At 68.8% G+C, this 16,078-nt stretch carries 17 protein-coding genes; 7 read left to right on the top strand and 10 right to left on the bottom strand.

Annotation, left to right across the window (positions count from 1 at the left end; genetic code table 11):
* The first annotated feature begins 20 nt into the window (after positions 1-20).
* From AC5Y31_RS12640 to AC5Y31_RS12630, 3 genes are read left to right on the top strand one after another with little or no spacing between them, the layout of a single operon-like run.
* Positions 21-497 (top strand): DUF309 domain-containing protein, encoded by a 477-nt coding sequence (locus AC5Y31_RS12640; protein WP_499980705.1) that lies wholly within the window; start codon positions 21-23, stop codon positions 495-497.
* On the top strand, positions 494-1,576 hold the full coding sequence (galT, locus tag AC5Y31_RS12635; protein ID WP_499980703.1) for a galactose-1-phosphate uridylyltransferase: 1,083 nt from the start codon (positions 494-496) through the stop codon (positions 1,574-1,576). Before AC5Y31_RS12640 ends, galT begins: the two co-directional genes overlap by 4 nt.
* Complete coding sequence (locus AC5Y31_RS12630) at positions 1,573-2,646, top strand: galactokinase (protein WP_499980702.1); 1,074 nt, start codon at positions 1,573-1,575, stop codon at positions 2,644-2,646. The genes galT and AC5Y31_RS12630 overlap by 4 nt, the downstream gene beginning before the upstream one ends.
* A 2-nt stretch (positions 2,647-2,648) precedes the next feature.
* Here AC5Y31_RS12630 and AC5Y31_RS12625 read toward each other — a convergent pair whose 3' ends face one another.
* From AC5Y31_RS12625 to AC5Y31_RS12610, 4 genes are all read right to left on the bottom strand, one after another.
* Complete coding sequence (locus tag AC5Y31_RS12625) at positions 2,649-3,806, bottom strand: FAD-binding domain (protein ID WP_499980700.1); 1,158 nt, start codon at positions 3,804-3,806, stop codon at positions 2,649-2,651.
* Between the two features lie 4 nt (positions 3,807-3,810).
* Positions 3,811-6,177 carry a lysylphosphatidylglycerol synthase domain-containing protein gene (locus AC5Y31_RS12620; RefSeq protein WP_499980699.1) on the bottom strand — a complete coding sequence of 789 codons (2,367 nt, stop codon included), beginning with the start codon at positions 6,175-6,177 and terminating at the stop codon, positions 3,811-3,813.
* Between the two features lie 182 nt (positions 6,178-6,359).
* Complete coding sequence (locus AC5Y31_RS12615) at positions 6,360-7,235, bottom strand: oxidoreductase (protein WP_499980697.1); 876 nt, start codon at positions 7,233-7,235, stop codon at positions 6,360-6,362.
* A 21-nt stretch (positions 7,236-7,256) separates the two neighbouring features.
* The gene (locus tag AC5Y31_RS12610) at positions 7,257-7,934 is read right to left on the bottom strand and encodes an ankyrin repeat domain-containing protein (protein ID WP_499980696.1); all 678 of its coding nucleotides are present in this window, start codon (positions 7,932-7,934) and stop codon (positions 7,257-7,259) included.
* Positions 7,935-8,081: 147 nt separating this feature from the next.
* Between AC5Y31_RS12610 and AC5Y31_RS12605 the strand changes: the two genes are divergently transcribed.
* The 3 genes from AC5Y31_RS12605 to AC5Y31_RS12595 all read left to right on the top strand — a co-directional run bounded on the left by AC5Y31_RS12605 (position 8,082) and on the right by AC5Y31_RS12595 (position 10,811).
* Entirely contained in the window at positions 8,082-9,503 is a 1,422-nt protein-coding gene (locus AC5Y31_RS12605; protein WP_499980695.1) for an ADP-ribosylglycohydrolase family protein, read from the top strand.
* A 137-nt stretch (positions 9,504-9,640) separates the two neighbouring features.
* Positions 9,641-9,934 carry a hypothetical protein gene (locus AC5Y31_RS12600; protein ID WP_499980694.1) on the top strand — a complete coding sequence of 98 codons (294 nt, stop codon included), beginning with the start codon at positions 9,641-9,643 and terminating at the stop codon, positions 9,932-9,934.
* Positions 9,935-10,037: 103 nt separating this feature from the next.
* Entirely contained in the window at positions 10,038-10,811 is a 774-nt protein-coding gene (locus tag AC5Y31_RS12595) for a hypothetical protein (RefSeq protein WP_499980693.1), read from the top strand.
* Here AC5Y31_RS12595 and AC5Y31_RS12590 read toward each other — a convergent pair.
* The 5 genes from AC5Y31_RS12590 to AC5Y31_RS12570 all read right to left on the bottom strand — a co-directional run bounded on the left by AC5Y31_RS12590 (position 10,786) and on the right by AC5Y31_RS12570 (position 13,506).
* Positions 10,786-11,085, bottom strand: a complete 300-nt coding sequence (locus tag AC5Y31_RS12590; RefSeq protein ID WP_499980691.1) for a hypothetical protein — start codon at positions 11,083-11,085, stop codon at positions 10,786-10,788. The two genes, AC5Y31_RS12595 and AC5Y31_RS12590, sit on opposite strands and share 26 nt — an antisense overlap.
* A complete protein-coding gene (locus AC5Y31_RS12585) occupies positions 11,082-11,339 on the bottom strand; it encodes a hypothetical protein (protein WP_499980690.1) in 258 nt (85 codons plus the stop codon). The genes AC5Y31_RS12590 and AC5Y31_RS12585 overlap by 4 nt, the downstream gene beginning before the upstream one ends.
* 225 nt (positions 11,340-11,564) lie before the next feature.
* On the bottom strand, positions 11,565-12,794 hold the full coding sequence (locus AC5Y31_RS12580; RefSeq protein WP_499980688.1) for a DUF4226 domain-containing protein: 1,230 nt from the start codon (positions 12,792-12,794) through the stop codon (positions 11,565-11,567).
* Positions 12,795-13,002: 208 nt separating this feature from the next.
* A complete protein-coding gene (locus AC5Y31_RS12575; protein WP_499980687.1) occupies positions 13,003-13,347 on the bottom strand; it encodes a DNA-binding protein in 345 nt (114 codons plus the stop codon).
* Between the two features lie 3 nt (positions 13,348-13,350).
* Positions 13,351-13,506, bottom strand: a complete 156-nt coding sequence (locus AC5Y31_RS12570) for a hypothetical protein (RefSeq protein WP_499980686.1) — start codon at positions 13,504-13,506, stop codon at positions 13,351-13,353.
* 270 nt (positions 13,507-13,776) lie between these two features.
* On the opposite strand from AC5Y31_RS12570, the gene AC5Y31_RS12565 reads away from it, so the two are divergent.
* On the top strand, positions 13,777-15,210 hold the full coding sequence (locus AC5Y31_RS12565) for a protein adenylyltransferase SelO (protein ID WP_499980685.1): 1,434 nt from the start codon (positions 13,777-13,779) through the stop codon (positions 15,208-15,210).
* A 6-nt stretch (positions 15,211-15,216) separates the two neighbouring features.
* Here the strand turns inward: AC5Y31_RS12565 and AC5Y31_RS12560 are convergent, their stop codons facing one another.
* Positions 15,217-16,065 (bottom strand): class I SAM-dependent methyltransferase, encoded by an 849-nt coding sequence (locus AC5Y31_RS12560; protein WP_065025636.1) that lies wholly within the window; start codon positions 16,063-16,065, stop codon positions 15,217-15,219.
* Between the last annotated feature and the right edge of the window lie 13 nt (positions 16,066-16,078).

Genomic DNA, 16,078 nt, shown 5'->3' with positions numbered 1-16,078 from the left:
CCACTTGCGATGATGGACGGGTGACAACCCGCGACCGCGACGAAGCCGGCCGCCCCCGCAACGCCCGCCCGCGGGATCGGCTGGGCCGGCCGCTGCCCCGTGGCAGCAAGGGCGGCGTCGAAGGCGTTCCTGACGATCTGGACCTGCCACCGGCGCAGACGCTGGCCTACGCACAGCTGTTGCTTGACGACGGTCTGGCGTTCAACGCCCATGAGGTGCTGGAAGCCGCGTGGAAACACCGGCCCGCCGCCGAACGTGGTTTGTGGCAGGGCCTGGCGCAGCTGGCGGTCGGGGTCACTCACGTCCAGCGCGGCAACGTCATCGGCGCGGTGAGCCTGCTGCGCCGCGGCGCCGACCACCTGGCGGCGGTGCCCGCCCCGGCGCCCTACGGGATCGACCTTCCCGGCTTGTTGCGCTTCGCCGCGGCTCTGGCCGACGACCTGGCGGCCGGCGTCGCGATCACCCCGCAGCGGTTGTATCCCCGGTTGGTCGCGTGAGCCTTCCGACGCGCTGGACGCTTGCCGACGGCCGCGACCTGTTGTTCTTCTGCCTGCCCGGCCACGCCCCGGCGCCGGTCCCGGACCGCCGGCCGCTGCCGCCCCGCGACCCCGAGCCGTCGCAACTGCGCTTGGACCGCACCACCGGCCAGTGGGTGATCATCGCCGCGCAACGCCAGGACCGCACCTATCACCCGCCCGCCGAGGCGTGTCCACTGTGCCCGGGACCGAGCGGGCTGACCAGCGAGGTGCCCGCGCCCGACTACGACGTGGTGGTCTTCGAGAACCGGTTCCCCAGCCTGGCTGGCGCCGGGGCGACGGTCACTGCCCCGCCCGACGGCGCCGAATTCGTTGCCGCACCGGGAAATGGCCGCTGCGAGGTGATCTGCTTCTCGGCCGATCACACCGGCTCGTTCGCCGACCTGCCGGCGGCGCACGCCGCCCTGGTGGTGCAGGCCTGGCGGCACCGCACCGCCGACCTGCTGGCGCGGCCCGGCATCGAGCAGGTGTTCTGCTTCGAGAACCGCGGTGAGGAGATCGGGGTGACGCTGGCCCACCCGCACGGCCAGATCTACGGCTACCCGTATCTGACCCCGCGCACCGCCACGATGCTGACCCAGGCGCGTGATTACCGAAATGCCCACGGCACCAACCTGTTGGCCGACCTGCTGGCCGCCGAGCTGGCCGACGGCGCCCGGATCGTGGCGCAGAGCGACTGCTTTACCGCGTTCGTGCCGTTCGCGGCGCGCTGGCCGGTCGAGGTGCACCTGTATCCGAATCGGCAGGTGCACAATCTGACCGAGCTGACCGAACCGGAGCTCGACGACTTCGCGGTGATCTACCGAGATCTGTTGGGCCGCTTCGACCGCATCTATGACGCCCCGCTGCCGTATATGGCCGCCCTGCACCAATACCGCGCCGACGGGGTGCAGGCCGACGGCTACTTCCACGCCGAGTTAATGTCGATCCGGCGCAGCGCCACGAAGCTGAAATATCTAGCGGCCTCGGAGTCGGCGATGGACGCTTTCATCGCCGACGTCACCCCGGAGTCGGTCGCGGCCAGGCTGCGTGAGCTGTGATCAGCTACTCCGCGCCGGGCCGGGTCAACCTGATCGGTGAGCACACTGATTACAACGGCGGTTTCGCGCTGCCGATCGCGCTGCCGCAGCGCACCAGCGTCACCTTCACTCCTGCCGAAACCGACACGCTCACCGTGAGTTCCGATCACGCCGAGGCCTCGGTACGCATCCCGCTGGACACCACCCCCGGCGGAATTACCGGCTGGGCCGCTTACATCGCCGGAGTGATCTGGGCATTGCGCGAGGGCGGCGTTGCGGTGCCCGGCGGAACCATGACGATTAGCAGCGACGTGCCGATCGGCTCGGGCCTGTCGTCCTCGGCAGCCCTGGAATGTGCGGTACTGGGCGCACTGACTTCCGGGGTCCGGCTCGACCGGATCGAGCAGGCCCGCATCGGGCAGCGCGCCGAGAACGACTATGTCGGCGCCCCAACGGGATTGCTTGACCAGCTGTCGTCACTGTTCGGAGAGGTGTCGACGGCGCTGTTGATCGACTTCCGCGATGTCGCGGTGCACTCGGTGCCCTTCGACCCGGACGCCTCCGGGGTGACGCTGTTGTTGTTCGACTCCGGACAACGCCACGGCCATGTCGACGGCGAGTACGCCGCGCGGCGGACGTCCTGCGAGCGGGCCGCCGCTGAGCTGGGGGTGACATCGCTGCGGGAGGTGCAGCACCGCGGCGTCGAGGTGCTCGACGCGATCAGCGATCCGGTCGATGTGCGCCGGGCACGCCATGTGCTGACCGAGAACGAGCGGGTGCTGGATTTCGTTGCGGCGCTGTCCGAGTCGGACTTCGCCGCGGCGGGGCGGTTGCTCACCGCCTCGCATGCCTCGATGCGCGACGACTTCGAGATCACCACCGAGCATCTCGACCTGATCGTCGATGCCGCGAATGCCGCGGGCGCACTGGGTGCCCGGATGACCGGCGGCGGCTTCGGGGGCTGCGTGATCGCCCTGGTGCCCACCGAGCTCACCCTCAAGGTTGGTGATGCGGTGCGCACCGCGGTGACCGAGGCGGATTACGCCGAGCCGGAGGTGAGCCGGGTGTATGCGGCAGCCGGGGCCGGGTAGCGTCACATGCGATAGTCGGGCAGGTCGAAGTCGTCGCGCACGGTACCGGCGAACAGACGGGTCAACAGCCGCAGGCCCATCGCCCGGATCGCCAGATTGCGAAACCACAGCCCGAAACGTGTTCGGGTGGCGAAGAACCCGAGGAACTGTTTGGCGCTGGCTTGTTTGGTTTCGATGAACGGACGCAGCCGGGCCTCGTAGGCGGCGAATGCCCGCCGATGGTCGCCTCCGGCCCGCTGCAACTCGCCGGCAAGTACGTAGGCCTCGGTGATCGCCAGGCCGGTGCCCTCGCCGCCGAGCAGTGAGATGCACCCGGCCGCGTCGCCGATCAACAGCACCCGTCCCCGCGACCAGCGTTCCATCCGAACCTGGCTGACCACATCGAAGTACAAGTCCTCGGTGACGGCGGCCAGCAGCTGCGGGCATTCCCATCCGGCGTCGCCGAATCGGCGGTGCAACTGTGCTTTCGGGTCCGCCACGTCGGGGGAGTCGTCGCGGAACACGAACAGCACCAGGGTGCGATCGTCACGCAACGCGACCCGGGACACCTGCCGACCGGGCACCGCGTAGCTCACATACGCCAGTTCGTCGCGGGGCCGGTAGCCCTCGACGACGGCCGCGGCCACTTTGCAGCCCAGATAGTGTTCGAAATCGGTGTCCGGGCCGAATACCAGCCGGCGCACGTTGGAGTGCAGTCCGTCGGCGCCGATCACCAGGTCGAACTCGCGTGGCCGAGCGTGGGTGAAAGACACCCGGACCCCGTCGTCGCGCTGCTCGACGGCGGTGATGCTGTCGCCGTAGATCATCTCGACGTGTTCGGCGATGCCGGTGTGGATGGTGGCGGCCAGGTCGCCGCGCGGCAGGCTGGTGAAGTCGTCGCCGACCAGTTGCCCAAAGACGCCTGCGTCCAACGCCGCACGCACCCGCCCGTCGGCGCCGACCGAGCGGACCGACTCGATCTGGTAGCCCTTGTCGAGGATTTGGGACTCGAGGCCCATCCGCTTCGCCACGGTGTAGCCGACGCCCCAGAAGTCGATCATGTAGCCCCCGGTGCGGAAGGCCGGGGCCTGCTCGATCACGGTCGGGGTGTGGCCGGTGCGGTGCAGCCAGTAGGCGAGTGCCGTACCGGCCACTCCGGCACCGCTGATCGCGATCCGCATCGGCTCAGATCATCTCGTTCTCTGTCAGCCAGCGCATCACCGGCCAGCCGACGAACACCGGCAGCCAACAGGTCAATACCCGGTAGAGCAATACTGACGGAACCGCCAGCGCGGCCGGGACACCGAAGGCGGCCAGCCCACCGATCAGGGCGGCTTCCACCGCGCCGACCCCGCCGGGTGTCGGGGCGGCCGAGGCCAGGGTGCCGCCGACCATGGTGACCACCGTGACGGTGACGAACGAGGTGTTGCCGCCGAACGCCTCTACGCTGGCCCACAGCGCAAGTGCCGCACCAAGAGTGGTGCCGGCCGCGCCCAGCACGATCAACGCCAGGCGTTTGGGTTCGCGGGCCAGCTCGATCAGGTCGCCGGTGACCTCGGTGAGCCGGGGACGCAGTGCCGTCGTCAACCACCGGCGCAGGTTGGGCACCAGCAGAAAGATGCCGGCCAACCCCAGTGCCACACCGGCGATCAGATACAGCAGGGTGGCGCTGGGCACGAAATGCGACAGGTCGGCCCGGGCGCCCGCGGCGGTGGTGAAGATGATCAGCAGGATCACGTGCACGATCACCTGCACCGACTGCTGCAAGGCGACCGCGGCGGTGGCCCGCAGTGTGCTCAGGCCGCCCTTGACCAAAAACCGGGTGCTCAACGCCAGCCCGCCCACACCGGCCGGGGTGGTGGTGGCGGCAAAGGTGTTGGCCACCTGCATGATCGCCAAATTGCGGAACTTGACCGCACCGTTGGTGCAGGCCCACAGCGCCCCGGCCGCGCCAACATAGGTCAGCGACGACACCAGCAGCCCCACCAGCGCCCACGACCAGTTCGCATGCCGCAGTTGGGAAAAGAACGTCGGCACCTGGCTGATGAACGGATAGGCGACATAGACGAGACCGACCAGCAACACCAACTGGATCAGCTGACTGCGGGTGAACCGGGTGATGGTCTTGGTGTGGATCTCGTCGGTGTTGGTCTGGCGCTTGACCTCTTCGCGAGCGGCGGAGATCACCGCACCGACCTCGGGCACCGCCTTGCGAAGCCGCGATGGCACAGCCGATTTGGTGAGACGACGGGAGGCGGCCAGCACCGCGGTCCGGCCGAAGCATTCGATCGCCGCGGCCACCGCCGACGACGCGTCGTACAACGACGACGTCGTCACCAGCAACTGGGCGATATCGGACTGCAGCTGGCTGTCGGTGGCGCCATACTCGGCGTTGCCGAATCCGCCGAACAGCACCCGGTCGCCGTGGACCGTCATCTCCTTGGCACGCAGATCCCCGTGGGAGATCTGCTGATCATGCAGCCGCCGCAGCGCCGCCCAGGCGGTGCCCACCGGGGTGCTGGCGGTGCAATCGGCGATCGGCACACCGCGCGGCGGGGTGTGGGCGTACAGCGTCCAGCCCCGATCCAGGGAGGCCACCGCGACGGTGTCGGTGTTGGCCACCCCGGTGTCGGCGATGGCGATCGCCATCAGCGCGCGATGCTCGACGGCCCGGTGCAACGAGGCATGCAGCGGCGCGGTCTCGGCGGTGCGCAACCGCAGCTTGCGCCAGAGCTGACGCAACGCCCCGCCGCTGCGCTGGTTGGGGCCGTACAGCTCGATGATCGCCGGGTGCTTGCCGACGGTGGACAGCACCAGCGGCCCGCGCCCGGCTGGGCGGACCACGGTGAGCTCGGTGACCTTGCAGCCGCGGCGGGCCAGGGTGCGCACAGTCCCATCCAGCGGCACTTCCAATGCAGGAGTGCCCACGATCAGGATCACCAGCGCCCCGACAAACCAGCCGACGGCCAGCCCGAGCAGCGAGCGGGCCGGCACGATAGCGCTGACCACCAGGTGGATCGGCACGAACGCCAGCAGCAGCGCCCACCACCAGCGTCGCCAGCGAGCCGGGAGCCACGGGCCGGAGACGGTGAGCATCGCGGCGAGCATCGCGATCCACCGCGGGTCGTCGAGGAACTGGGCCAACGTGGTGGCCAGCCGTTCGGACAGGTCGAAGTGCCAGCGCGGCGCAGCCAAGCCGTTGCTGCGGATGGACAGCGACGCCACCGCGAGCAGCCCGGCCACCGCGTAGGCGCCCAGCAGTTTCCATTGCCGGGAGACCACCAGGCCGATCAGAATCGCGAACGGCAGCCCCACGATGGCGATGCCATAAGCCAGGTAGACCTGGTTGGCGTGGGTGGGGGAGAGCACCCCGACGATCTGGGAGACCGAGCGTTCCAGCGAGACCCATTCATAGCGGGTGACCAGCGAGCTGGTGATGACGGTTGCCAGGAACATTGCCGCCAGCACCAGACGCAGAATGTCGTTGATGCGTCGGGTCAGCGGTTGCAGCAGGTTGCCGGTGACGGCAACCTCGCGTCCCTCAACTCGCATGATCACTTTCGGTCCATCTGGTGCCGCAGATTGCGGCTCGCCACAACTTAACCGGTGAGCTGGGGCGTCATGTCAGTTTGTCGGCGACATCGGGGGCGCGTCGGCGCGGGTGAGTCTCATCTGCCCCAGGCGTCACGGCGGGGCGGGGGTAGGAGGTGTGCCCGGCTCTGCGCGACAACTCCTCAGAGCGGGTAGTGCACTCCGGTCATCTTCTCCGATTCGTCCCACAGCCGGCGCCACAGCCGCTGGTCGCGCGACAGCTTGCTCGACGGGCATGGGCCGACCGGGCCGCGGGCCTGGTTCAGCTTCGTTGGCCCCCAGTAGGTGTCCGGGTCGACGTCGGGGACGGTTGCGGCCATCACGATCGACTCGGCGGCCCGCTCGGGCGGCTGGCCGAACACCGCGAAGCCGTACTTGGTGACCAGACCGGGCAGGGTTTTGTCGTTGTCGAACAGCTCGGTGTCCGACACGCCCGGGTGTACGGCGTAGGAGCGCAGCGGCGAGCCGGCCGCGCGCAACCGGCGCTGCAGGTCCCGGGCGAACATCAGGTTGGCCAGTTTGGACTGCGCGTAGGCCAGGTTGCGCTGATAGAAGCGGTTCTCGTAGTTGAGGTCGTCGATCCAGAACTTCGGGGTCTGCTTGTGCGCGATGCTCGACACCGTCACCACCCGGTCGGCGATGCGGTCCAGCAGCAGGCCGGTCAGCGCGAAGTGGCCGAGGTGGTTGACGCCGAACTGCATCTCGAAGCCGTCGACGGTTCGCCGCATCGGGATGTTCATGATCCCGGCGTTGTTGACCAGTACGTCGAAGCCGCGTTGCTGGGCGGCGAAATCCCGCACCGAGGCCAGGCTGCCCAGGTCCAGCGCCGCCACCGTGACGTCACCGGTGATGCTGTCGGCGATCTGCTGGGCCTTGGCGGTGTTGCGGCAGGCCATCACCACGGTGGCGCCCTTGGCGGCCAGGGTGCGGGTGACGACCTCGCCCAGTCCGCCGTTGGCGCCGGTCACCACGAAGGTGCGGCCGTGCTGGTCAGGTGTGTCGGCGAGTCGGAAAGCCATGGCCGTCACGTTACGCGACCCTCAGGTGCGGCCTTCGGCGGTCAGGACCACACCCCGGTGGGTGATCACCCGCATCTGCCCGGTGGGTCGGCGCCCGCTGATGGCTTCCAGATAGCCGCACCGCAGGGTGACGCGCACGCCGCCGGTCAGGCCCGGAATCGCGAAGTGTACCGACCGGCCGGGCGCTTCGTGCAGCAGGGCCACCGGGGGATAGCGCAGCAGCGTGCGCAGGTCGTGATCACTGTGGCCGTCGAAGAGCCCTGCGGTGCGCAGGACGCCGTCGATCGCCCACTCCAGGTTGGCGTCGAGCGCGCGGATTCGCTCGGCCGACAGCGGCGAGGGCGGCGGGGCCAGCAGGGACAGCAGCGCCGGCGGGTGCCCGGCGTCGTCGGCGATGTCGCACGCGGTGAAGCCCCGCACGTCACGTAGACAGCGCAGTGCGCCGCGGTCGAACAACGCGGCAATGGTTTTCGCCGGTGCGTTATGGCGGGCGGCCTGGTGCAGCGGCGTGAGCCACTCGGGGCCTCCGGGCCGGCACTGGTTGACGCTGAGCGCCGGCGTGGCATCCAGCAGATCGAACAGTGCCGGCCAGTCGCCGGATTCGGCCGCATCGGCCAGTTGGTGCCCGGCCGTGATGGCATCCTTCGGTAGCAACGAAGGTTCCAGCACGCCGGGCCAAGCTAGGGGTGGTTCGTCCATAGCGGCGAAGGTAGCGGCGGGTACCGACAAAAGCTGTCGGCTGTTCGACGGAAAGAGATTGTCGGTGGTCGCCGATACCCTGACGTCAGCTGTTCTGGACGAAGGGTGAGTTGCCATGGGGCTTACTGCCGCACAACGTGATCGGGCGTGCGGTGCACTGCTGGCCACCGCGCCGGAGACGCTTTGGGCGCCGGCTACGAATTCGACCCGCCGCGCGCTGCCGACAAACCGGTCGCCATGATCGGCGGCGGGCTCGGCCCGTTTAAGCCCGGCGAGTGGACCGATGACACCTCGATGGCCATCGCCATCGCCGAGGTCGCCGCCACCGGCGCCGACTTGCGCGACGAGGCGGCGCTGGATGCCGTGGTCCGGCGCTGGCATGAGTGGTCGACGACCGCCAAAGACGTCGGCGTGCAGACCCGCTCGGTGCTCTCGGCGGCGGCGCGGTGCGGCATCGGTGCGCAAAGCGCGTGGCAGGAGTCCGTGGCGCTGCATGAGCACACCGGCCGCAGCGCGGGCAACGGCTCGCTGATGCGTACCGCGCCGGTGGCGCTGGCCTACCTCGACGACGCGGCCGGGCTGGTTGCCGCCGCCCGCAGGGTCAGCGAACTGACCCACTACGACCCCGATGCCGGGGATGCCTGCGTGTTGTGGTGCACCGCGATCCGCCAGGCCGTGTTGACCGGGCAGCTCGATGTGCGGATCAGGTTGGGGCACCTGGCGGCGGAGCGTCGTGCGCTGTGGACCGAGCGTCTGGCGGATGCCGAAAGCACTGACCCGAGCGCGTTTTCACCGAACAACGGCTGGGTGGTGGCTGCGCTGCAGGGCGCGTGGTCGGCGATCGCCGGCACCGCGGTTCCCGACGAGGATCCACCGGCCGGGGTGTTCCGTGCCGATCACCTGCGGCTGGCGTTGGAGGCCGCGGTGCGCGGCGGCGGCGACACCGATACGGTCGCGGCGATCGCCGGCGGGCTGTTGGGCGCGGTCTACGGCGCGTCGGCGGTGCCGTCGCAGTGGCGGCTGCTGCTCGGCGGCTGGCCGGGGCTGCGAGCGCGCGGCCTGATCCAGCTGGTGGACCGGATCCTGGCCAAGGGCGCACCCGACTCGTTCGACTACAGCTATCGCGGCTACCCGGAGACCCGCCCGGTCGTGGCGCATCCGCATGACGCCAGGGTGTGGATCGGCGGTGTGGCCGCGCTGCGCAAACTGCCCGCCGAGGTCGACGCGGTGGTGTCGCTGTGCCGCGTCGCCGACGACGATCTGCCCGACGGCGCGCAACACCTCGACGTGCGGCTGATCGATGCGGTGGGCGAGAACCCGAACCTGGATTTCGTTGTGCTCGACACCGTGCGGGCGATAGAGGCGCTGCGCGCCCAGGGACGCAGCGTCTTTCTGCACTGCGTGCAGGCCGCCAGCCGTACCCCCACCATCGCGACGCTCTACGGCGTGCGAAGGCAGGGCATCGGCATCGATGACGCGTTGGCCGATGTGGTTGCGGTGCTGCCGGAGTCGTCGCCCAATGGTGATTTTCGGCAGGCGCTGCGGCGGTTGGTTTCGGAGCAGCGATGAGCGCCGCCCCCCATTTCGTACGATCCCTTCTCATGCACGCGCTGTTCTCGGCCGGCGGTCTCCCGCTCATGCCGTAGCCCCCACCCCGCGGACCGACCGTGGACTCGGTGGGGGCTACCCCGCCCGAGGAGACCGTTGTGTCCGGTACCGATGCCCACAGCCCCTACCGCGTCCGCCTCGCTCGCGGTGAAGTCCGCGTTTGCGCTGTACATGCCTGCGGTGGTTTCGACTGCGATCTGCCAGCGCCCGATCCCGGCTGGTCGATCGGCCGTATCGGCCGTTGCTACTGGGAATTCGTCTACTCCGGAACGAACGTGTGCAGCTGCTGGATGTGCCACTGGCATCACCGCCCGCAGCGCCGTCGCTCTGCGTTGCGCGCCGAGTTGCGTGCCGCCGCGCGCGAGTGGAACGCCGGGGAGCGGGAGGAGTGAGCCGCTACGCCCGGTTGCCGGCAGCCAGAACTTGTCGGTGGTCGCCGATACATTCCTTTCACCAGCACTTCCCCACGGGGGCTTGATAAATCGGGAGGTATCGATGCCGCACTCCACACCGGTCATTCTGCTCGGAGACCGTGACACCGCGGCCCATCGCGGCGACCTGGCCTCCGACGCCGGTGAGCGGGGCTACACCGTCGTCGACACCTTCGGATTCGACGACGGGGCGGCCGCCCGGGAACACGACCTGACCCAGGTCGAGGCCGTCGTCGACGCACTGAGCCGTGCTATCGGCGGCCGGATCGACATCTGGGTGCCATTCCCGGGCCCGGACTTCCTGCGCGAGCAGCACCTGCGACGGCTCAGCCTGGTGCTACAGCGCCACGGTCTGAACCTGCTGGTCTACCGGGAGCTTTTTCGGGTGCCCACCGACGGCGGAATCAGCGAGATCGACCAGGCGCTGCGGCTGGAGGTCCAGGCCGTCGACGAACTCGACCGCGCGGCGCTGGCGGCGGCCGGGGTCAAGAGTCTGAGCCGGGAGATCGAGCTGGTGCTGGCCAAAACCGCTGCCACTCCTGCGGTGCGGAGGCTGCCGGACCGCGGTGCTGCACCGGCACACTCGCTGCCGCCGGTGCTGCCGCCGCCGACAGTGCCGTGGCCACAGCGCAGGCGGCTGCTCAGGTTCTACGCGAGCTGGCTGGTGTACGGCTGCGGTGTCACCCAGGCCGCCACCGCGCGGGTGCTGAATTCGGCGGGGCAGCGCACGCCGACCGGCCGGCACTGGAAGCCGGCCACGGTGTCCAAGCTGCTCACCGGCAAGTACGACGATCCGGGCCGCGCCGGTGACTTCAGGCCAGATGCAGTAGCTGGGTGACCACGAAGGTCGGGATGACGGTCAGGGCGATAGTCAGGGGAGTGGCGAGATAGCCGATGAGTATGCCGCGTCCGATTTGGCCGATCTCTCCTGGCATTTCACGCATAAACAATGCTGCCGGCACCACGATCACCGTTGCTACCACGAAGAAGAACAGGTTCGCGATCAAGAACGGAAACCAGGCCCAGGTAGCGGTTTCGACGATAGCGATGGTTGCCAGCGCAGCGACGAAACCGCGCGGGCCGTAGCGAGCTGCCGGCGTCGGGGCGCTCATGATGCAGGGTCCACGATCGGCAAGAAAATCAGCGCATACGTCAAGCCGCCGGCCAAGACGGCGATGCCCGAGCCGGCGATCCCCAGACCCACGCCGCGGCAGGCCGACGATTCGGCACGCAACATCGCCCCACCGATCAGCGCCGACAACACCGCCGTGATGGCTGCGGCGGTCGCCAGCAGGAGACGAACCGTCGTATCACTGGCCGGTATTCGTCCCAGCAGCCAACCGACACCGACCGCCGTCGCCAACACGGCTTGAACAGTGACGGGCGCTGAGCGAGTTGCGGTCCTCCAGACGGCGTCGTCCTGCAGACGGATTCGAGACAGCGTGGTGCGGAGCATGCGCTACCGCCTTTCTGTGGGGCGTCGACCATGGACATCTGACGTGCTGTCATCACACCGCCGCTTCCGACGGCAGCAACCGGAACAGCGCGGCATTCACCGGCTCCTTTCGGTGATCAGGGCAGCGCTCCGTCGTTACCGTTGGTTGGTACTTGGTACCGACGGCGGCGAATATCGTGGGCCGAATTCGATCGCCGTCCCGTCGCAGAAGGGTGCGAAGGCGGCGCTACCGAGTCCGATCTCATGGTGGGCAGGCAGATTCAGAGCTGGGCCGAGACTACGTCCCGACCGGGCCGGGTCGACCAGCACGGTGTGGGTGCTGCCGTTCGGCAGGTCCTGATAGATCTCCAGCGATGGATAGTTCGTCCGTGTCCCGTCCACATAGACACCGCCGTGCCCGGGCGTGAACACCAGATCGCCGTTGACGCTGACCCGATTGTCGCGCAGCGGTCCGTGGGCGTCGGTCGCGATACCCGGTGCCATCGGGTTACCGGCGTCGTACTTGATCCGCACTGAGCCATCCGGCGCCTGCGCGACACTGCCCTGCGGGACACCGACTTTCACCCTCCCGGGACCGCCGCTCCCGTTGAGCTCGACCGACGGGTTCTGCCGCATCACCACGATCCCGTTGTCGTAGTCGATGTAGGTGGTGACCTTGGTGTTCTCCGGATCGAAGTTCGCATCGGGGCCGCGGTCGTTGCCGAAGTCGCGCTTCCAGGGTGGAAAGCTGGTGACATCGCGCTGCGGGATCCACTGCGACGCACGGACCACCCCCTGCCCGGGCACCGGCTCGATCCGGGCCACCCGCACCTCGGACTCCACGCCCTGAAACTTCGGGTCGTAGGTGTGCGAGTCCAGTGCCGCGGCTGTCGTCCAGTCGGAGGCCGACACCGGATCGCGGCCGCAGACCTCGCGGAAGGCGTCGATCTGGTTCTGCCGACGCTCGTCGCCCGAGGCCGGGGACCGTTTGACGGTGTGGTCGACGGCCTGGATCTCCGGTCGGTGCGGTTTGTCGACTGCATACCCACCGCCGAGTGATCGCAGCAGGGCTGCCTTCTGCGCGCTGTCGGCGGCGGCGTCGGTGATGACGGTGAGAATGTCGCGGGTCTTGGCGGTCAGGAACCGCTGGAACTGGCGGGCGGCCGCCGGGGTGTCCAACGCCAGCGCACGCTGATCGGCCAGGACACCGCGGATCTCGGCTTCGATGGCGTCCAATCGCTTGCGGCCGGCCAGCGCCGTCCGGTAGGCGTCGTGCAGCGTGGCGGCGAAGGCCCGGTCGGTGGCCGCGGAGGCATGCAGGCGCCGCGCGAGGACGGCCTCGCGGGCGCGCGCCGCGTCGGCGTGGGCGCCGGTCTCCGCTGGCATATTCGGGAGGCTAACGCAGCGGCGCCCGCTGGGGTATTCACCCCGTGGCGGTACGCATGTGGTGGGTGTGAATGCCGTGTGCAGGAGTTGGACGTACTGCGCGGACGCCGTGGATGATCCTGCTGGAGACCACGATGCTTGTCCACGAAGAGCGCCGACCACCGGTTCCGGGAACTGTGCCCTGACCCGGCGATGGCTGGAGGGAGGGTCAGTCCGCGGACTGGCGTTCGACGAATTCGTCCAGCACCCTGCGCGACAGCTTCGACACGCTCATGCCGCGGGACTTGGCGATCGACCGCAATCGATCGCGGGTGCGCTCAGAGACCCGGACCTGCACCACCGGGGAGTGCTTGCCGTTGCCGGAGAGTGACTTACCACCGGGGCGCAGGTTCAGCGCGGCCGCCTTGGCCAGTACTTCGGCTGCCATTTCCTGAGCGCGTTGCTCGGTAAGGCGTTCACCTCCGACGTAGACAACCTCCTTGTCGAGGTCGATCTCTTCGACGACAGTGTTCTCGTCGAACTTGATCTTGCTGGGGTCGAGCTTGCGGGCCATGGTTCAGATGTTCCTTCGGTAGCCCCGGCTATCGACACCCGTGAAGTAGGCGCGATGGCGATCGATGAGCAGCGGCAGACCGGCGTGGCGAAGCGCAGCCAGCAACTCTCGTCTTGAAATGCGCCGATGGACCGCCGCCGTCAGCTTGATGCGTGCCATACCTTGCGAGTATCAGCGGCACGTCTGACATTTCCCGAGTAATCGAATACATATTCGACAAGTTTAGGTGCTTGCGGGCTACCTGGCCACTGCTCACGGCGGGAACTCGACGGCAGTGCGGAGGCGTCAGGGCCCCTGATATCACCAGCGCTATCGTTTTCCGACATCACACATACCAACTCTCCGGGTACAGATGTGGCGGATGTGAAGACCGACGCCCTCTCCGGCTCGCCACGGCGGCGACAGCCGCGCGACCCGTAGGCTGGTCAGGTGTCACCCCCGGACCTGACCGCCGAGTTCGCCCGCGAATTCCCGGAGCTGTCGGTGCGCTGGCAGGCCGAAACGCCGCCGGAGCCAAAACTGCTGGTGCTCAACGAGGCGCTGGCCACCGACCTGAAACTCGACCCGCAGTGGCTGCGCAGCCCGGCGGGCACCGGGCTGCTGACCGGCACCGAGGTTCCCGACGACGCGACCCCGGTGGCGCAGGCCTACGCCGGACACCAGTTCGGCAACTACGTTCCGCTGCTCGGCGACGGCCGGGCGCTGCTGCTGGGCGAACTCATCGACAACGACGGTCACCACCGCGACCTGGCCCTCAAGGGCTCCGGGCGCACCTCGTTCGCCCGCGGCGGCGACGGCCTGGCGGTGGTCGGCCCGATGCTGCGCGAGTACCTGATCAGCGAGGCCATGCACGCCCTGGGAATCCCGACCACCCGCTCGCTGTCGGTGGTGGCCACCGGGCGCGACGTGCAGCGCGAGGGCATGCTGCCCGGGGCGGTGCTGGCCCGGGTAGCCGCCGGCCACCTGCGGGTGGGCAGCTTCCAGCTCGTCGCCCAGCAGGCCCGCGCCAGCGGTGACCTCGGGCTGCTGCGCCGGCTGGCCGAGCACGCCATCACCCGCCACCACCCGGAGGCCGCGCAAGCCGAAAACCCTTACCTGGCCCTGTTTCAGGCGGTGGTCGAGGCCCAGGCGTCGCTGGTGGCGCAGTGGATGCTGGTCGGGTTCGTGCACGGGGTGATGAACACCGACAACATGACGATCTCCGGGGAGACCATCGATTACGGGCCGTGCGCGTTCATGGAGGCCTACGACCCGGCCACGGTGTTCAGCTCCATCGACTATGCCGGGCGCTACGCCTACGGCAACCAGCCACTGGTCGCGCAGTGGAACCTGGCCCGCTTCGCCGAGACGCTGCTGCCGCTGTTCGACGACGTCGAAGATAAGGCCCTCAACGTAGCGGTAGAGACCCTGGAAGGATTCATGCCGCGCTATCACGGCTACTGGTCGGCCGGGATGCTGGAGAAGTTCGGGCTGACCGGCAGCGTGGAGGCCGCCGCGCTGATCGATCAAGCGCTCGCGCTGCTCAAGGACAACACCGTCGACTACACCTCGTTCTTCCGGGCGTTGAGCAAGGCCGGCCGAGGAGAAGAGTCCTTGCCGGGCAAGGTCTTTGACGACTGGCTCGCGCACTGGCGTTCACTGGATCCGGATGTGGACGCGATGGACCGGGTCAACCCGGTCTACATCCCGCGCAACCACCTGGTGGAGCAGGCGCTGACCGCCGGGATGCGCGGCGACCTCGCCCCGGTGCAGAAGCTGCTCGAGGTGCTCGCCGAGCCGTACCGGGAACGCGACGGGTTGGAGGCCTACGCCGCGCCGGCGCCGCCGGAGTTCGGGGATTACCGGACGTTCTGCGGGACGTGACGGTGCTCAGCCCGGATTGACCGCGGTGACCACCCAGGTGCGGCCCGGGAATTTCACCACACCGTCGACCCGGCGCCGGCGCAGTTCGTCGCGCAGTTCCTCGATGACAGCGGCCCAGCCGTCCGCGCCCAGCCGCTCCGGTAGCTCGGCGCGGGCCTGCCGCCCGGTGGTATTGGCCAGGATCAGGCTCAGGCGCTCCTCGACGCCGTCGCTGCCGTCGATACCGAAGTCGCAGACCCCGTCGAAGGCCGCCACATCAACGTCGCGCCAGCCGGCGTCGGCCAGAATGGCTCGCACCCGCTCGGCGTTGCCGAAGGCAAGCGGTCCGGGTGCGTCGGGATCGGCAGCGGCAGGCGGTGTTTCAAGTCGATCCGCGAGAATGTCGACACCCAGGGTGAACATCGGGTTGTCGCCTTCTCGCCAGCACACGAACGTCAGCTGGGCTCCCGGCGCGGCAGCGTTGCGGATGTTGGCGAACGCGGCCACCGGGTCCTCGAAGAACATCACCCCGAATCGCGAGATGATCCGGTCGAATGCCTCGCCGGTGGCCGGCCGCAGGGCGAGCGTCTGGGCGTCACCGAGCGCGACCGTGGCCCCCGGCACCCGGCGGCGTGCCGCCTGCACCATCGGCTCGGAGATGTCGACGCCGAACGGGACGGCCCCCAGCGCTGCCGCCCGATGCAACAGAGTCCCTGAGCCGCAACCGATGTCGAGCACCCGCGCACCGCGGCCGATGTCGGCGGCCTGCAGCACCGCGTCGGCGAACGGCGCCAATACCGCCTCGAAGATCGCCGCATGGTCTACCCAGTCGATGCCCTGCGCCGCCCACGCCTGCTGCTGTTCCTCGTTGGCCATGACCGACAGCGTA

Source organism: Mycobacterium sp. NGS18 (assembly GCF_059813185.1).
This window is presented reverse-complemented; position numbering and strand designations above follow the sequence as displayed.

Bases quoted from the DNA above. Each gene is read 5' to 3' on its own strand.
- AC5Y31_RS12580 (WP_499980688.1), bottom strand. From the start codon at position 12,794: ATGCCAGCGGAGACCGGCGCCCACGCCGACGCGGCGCGCGCCCGCGAG.
- AC5Y31_RS12570 (WP_499980686.1), bottom strand. From the start codon at position 13,506: ATGGCACGCATCAAGCTGACGGCGGCGGTCCATCGGCGCATTTCAAGA.
- AC5Y31_RS12575 (WP_499980687.1), bottom strand. From the start codon at position 13,347: ATGGCCCGCAAGCTCGACCCCAGCAAGATCAAGTTCGACGAGAACACT.
- AC5Y31_RS12615 (WP_499980697.1), bottom strand. From the start codon at position 7,235: ATGGCTTTCCGACTCGCCGACACACCTGACCAGCACGGCCGCACCTTC.
- AC5Y31_RS12620 (WP_499980699.1), bottom strand. From the start codon at position 6,177: ATGCGAGTTGAGGGACGCGAGGTTGCCGTCACCGGCAACCTGCTGCAA.
- AC5Y31_RS12595 (WP_499980693.1), top strand. From the start codon at position 10,038: ATGCCGCACTCCACACCGGTCATTCTGCTCGGAGACCGTGACACCGCG.
- AC5Y31_RS12590 (WP_499980691.1), bottom strand. From the start codon at position 11,085: ATGAGCGCCCCGACGCCGGCAGCTCGCTACGGCCCGCGCGGTTTCGTC.
- AC5Y31_RS12610 (WP_499980696.1), bottom strand. From the start codon at position 7,934: ATGGACGAACCACCCCTAGCTTGGCCCGGCGTGCTGGAACCTTCGTTG.
- AC5Y31_RS12625 (WP_499980700.1), bottom strand. From the start codon at position 3,806: ATGCGGATCGCGATCAGCGGTGCCGGAGTGGCCGGTACGGCACTCGCC.
- AC5Y31_RS12560 (WP_065025636.1), bottom strand. From the start codon at position 16,065: ATGGCCAACGAGGAACAGCAGCAGGCGTGGGCGGCGCAGGGCATCGAC.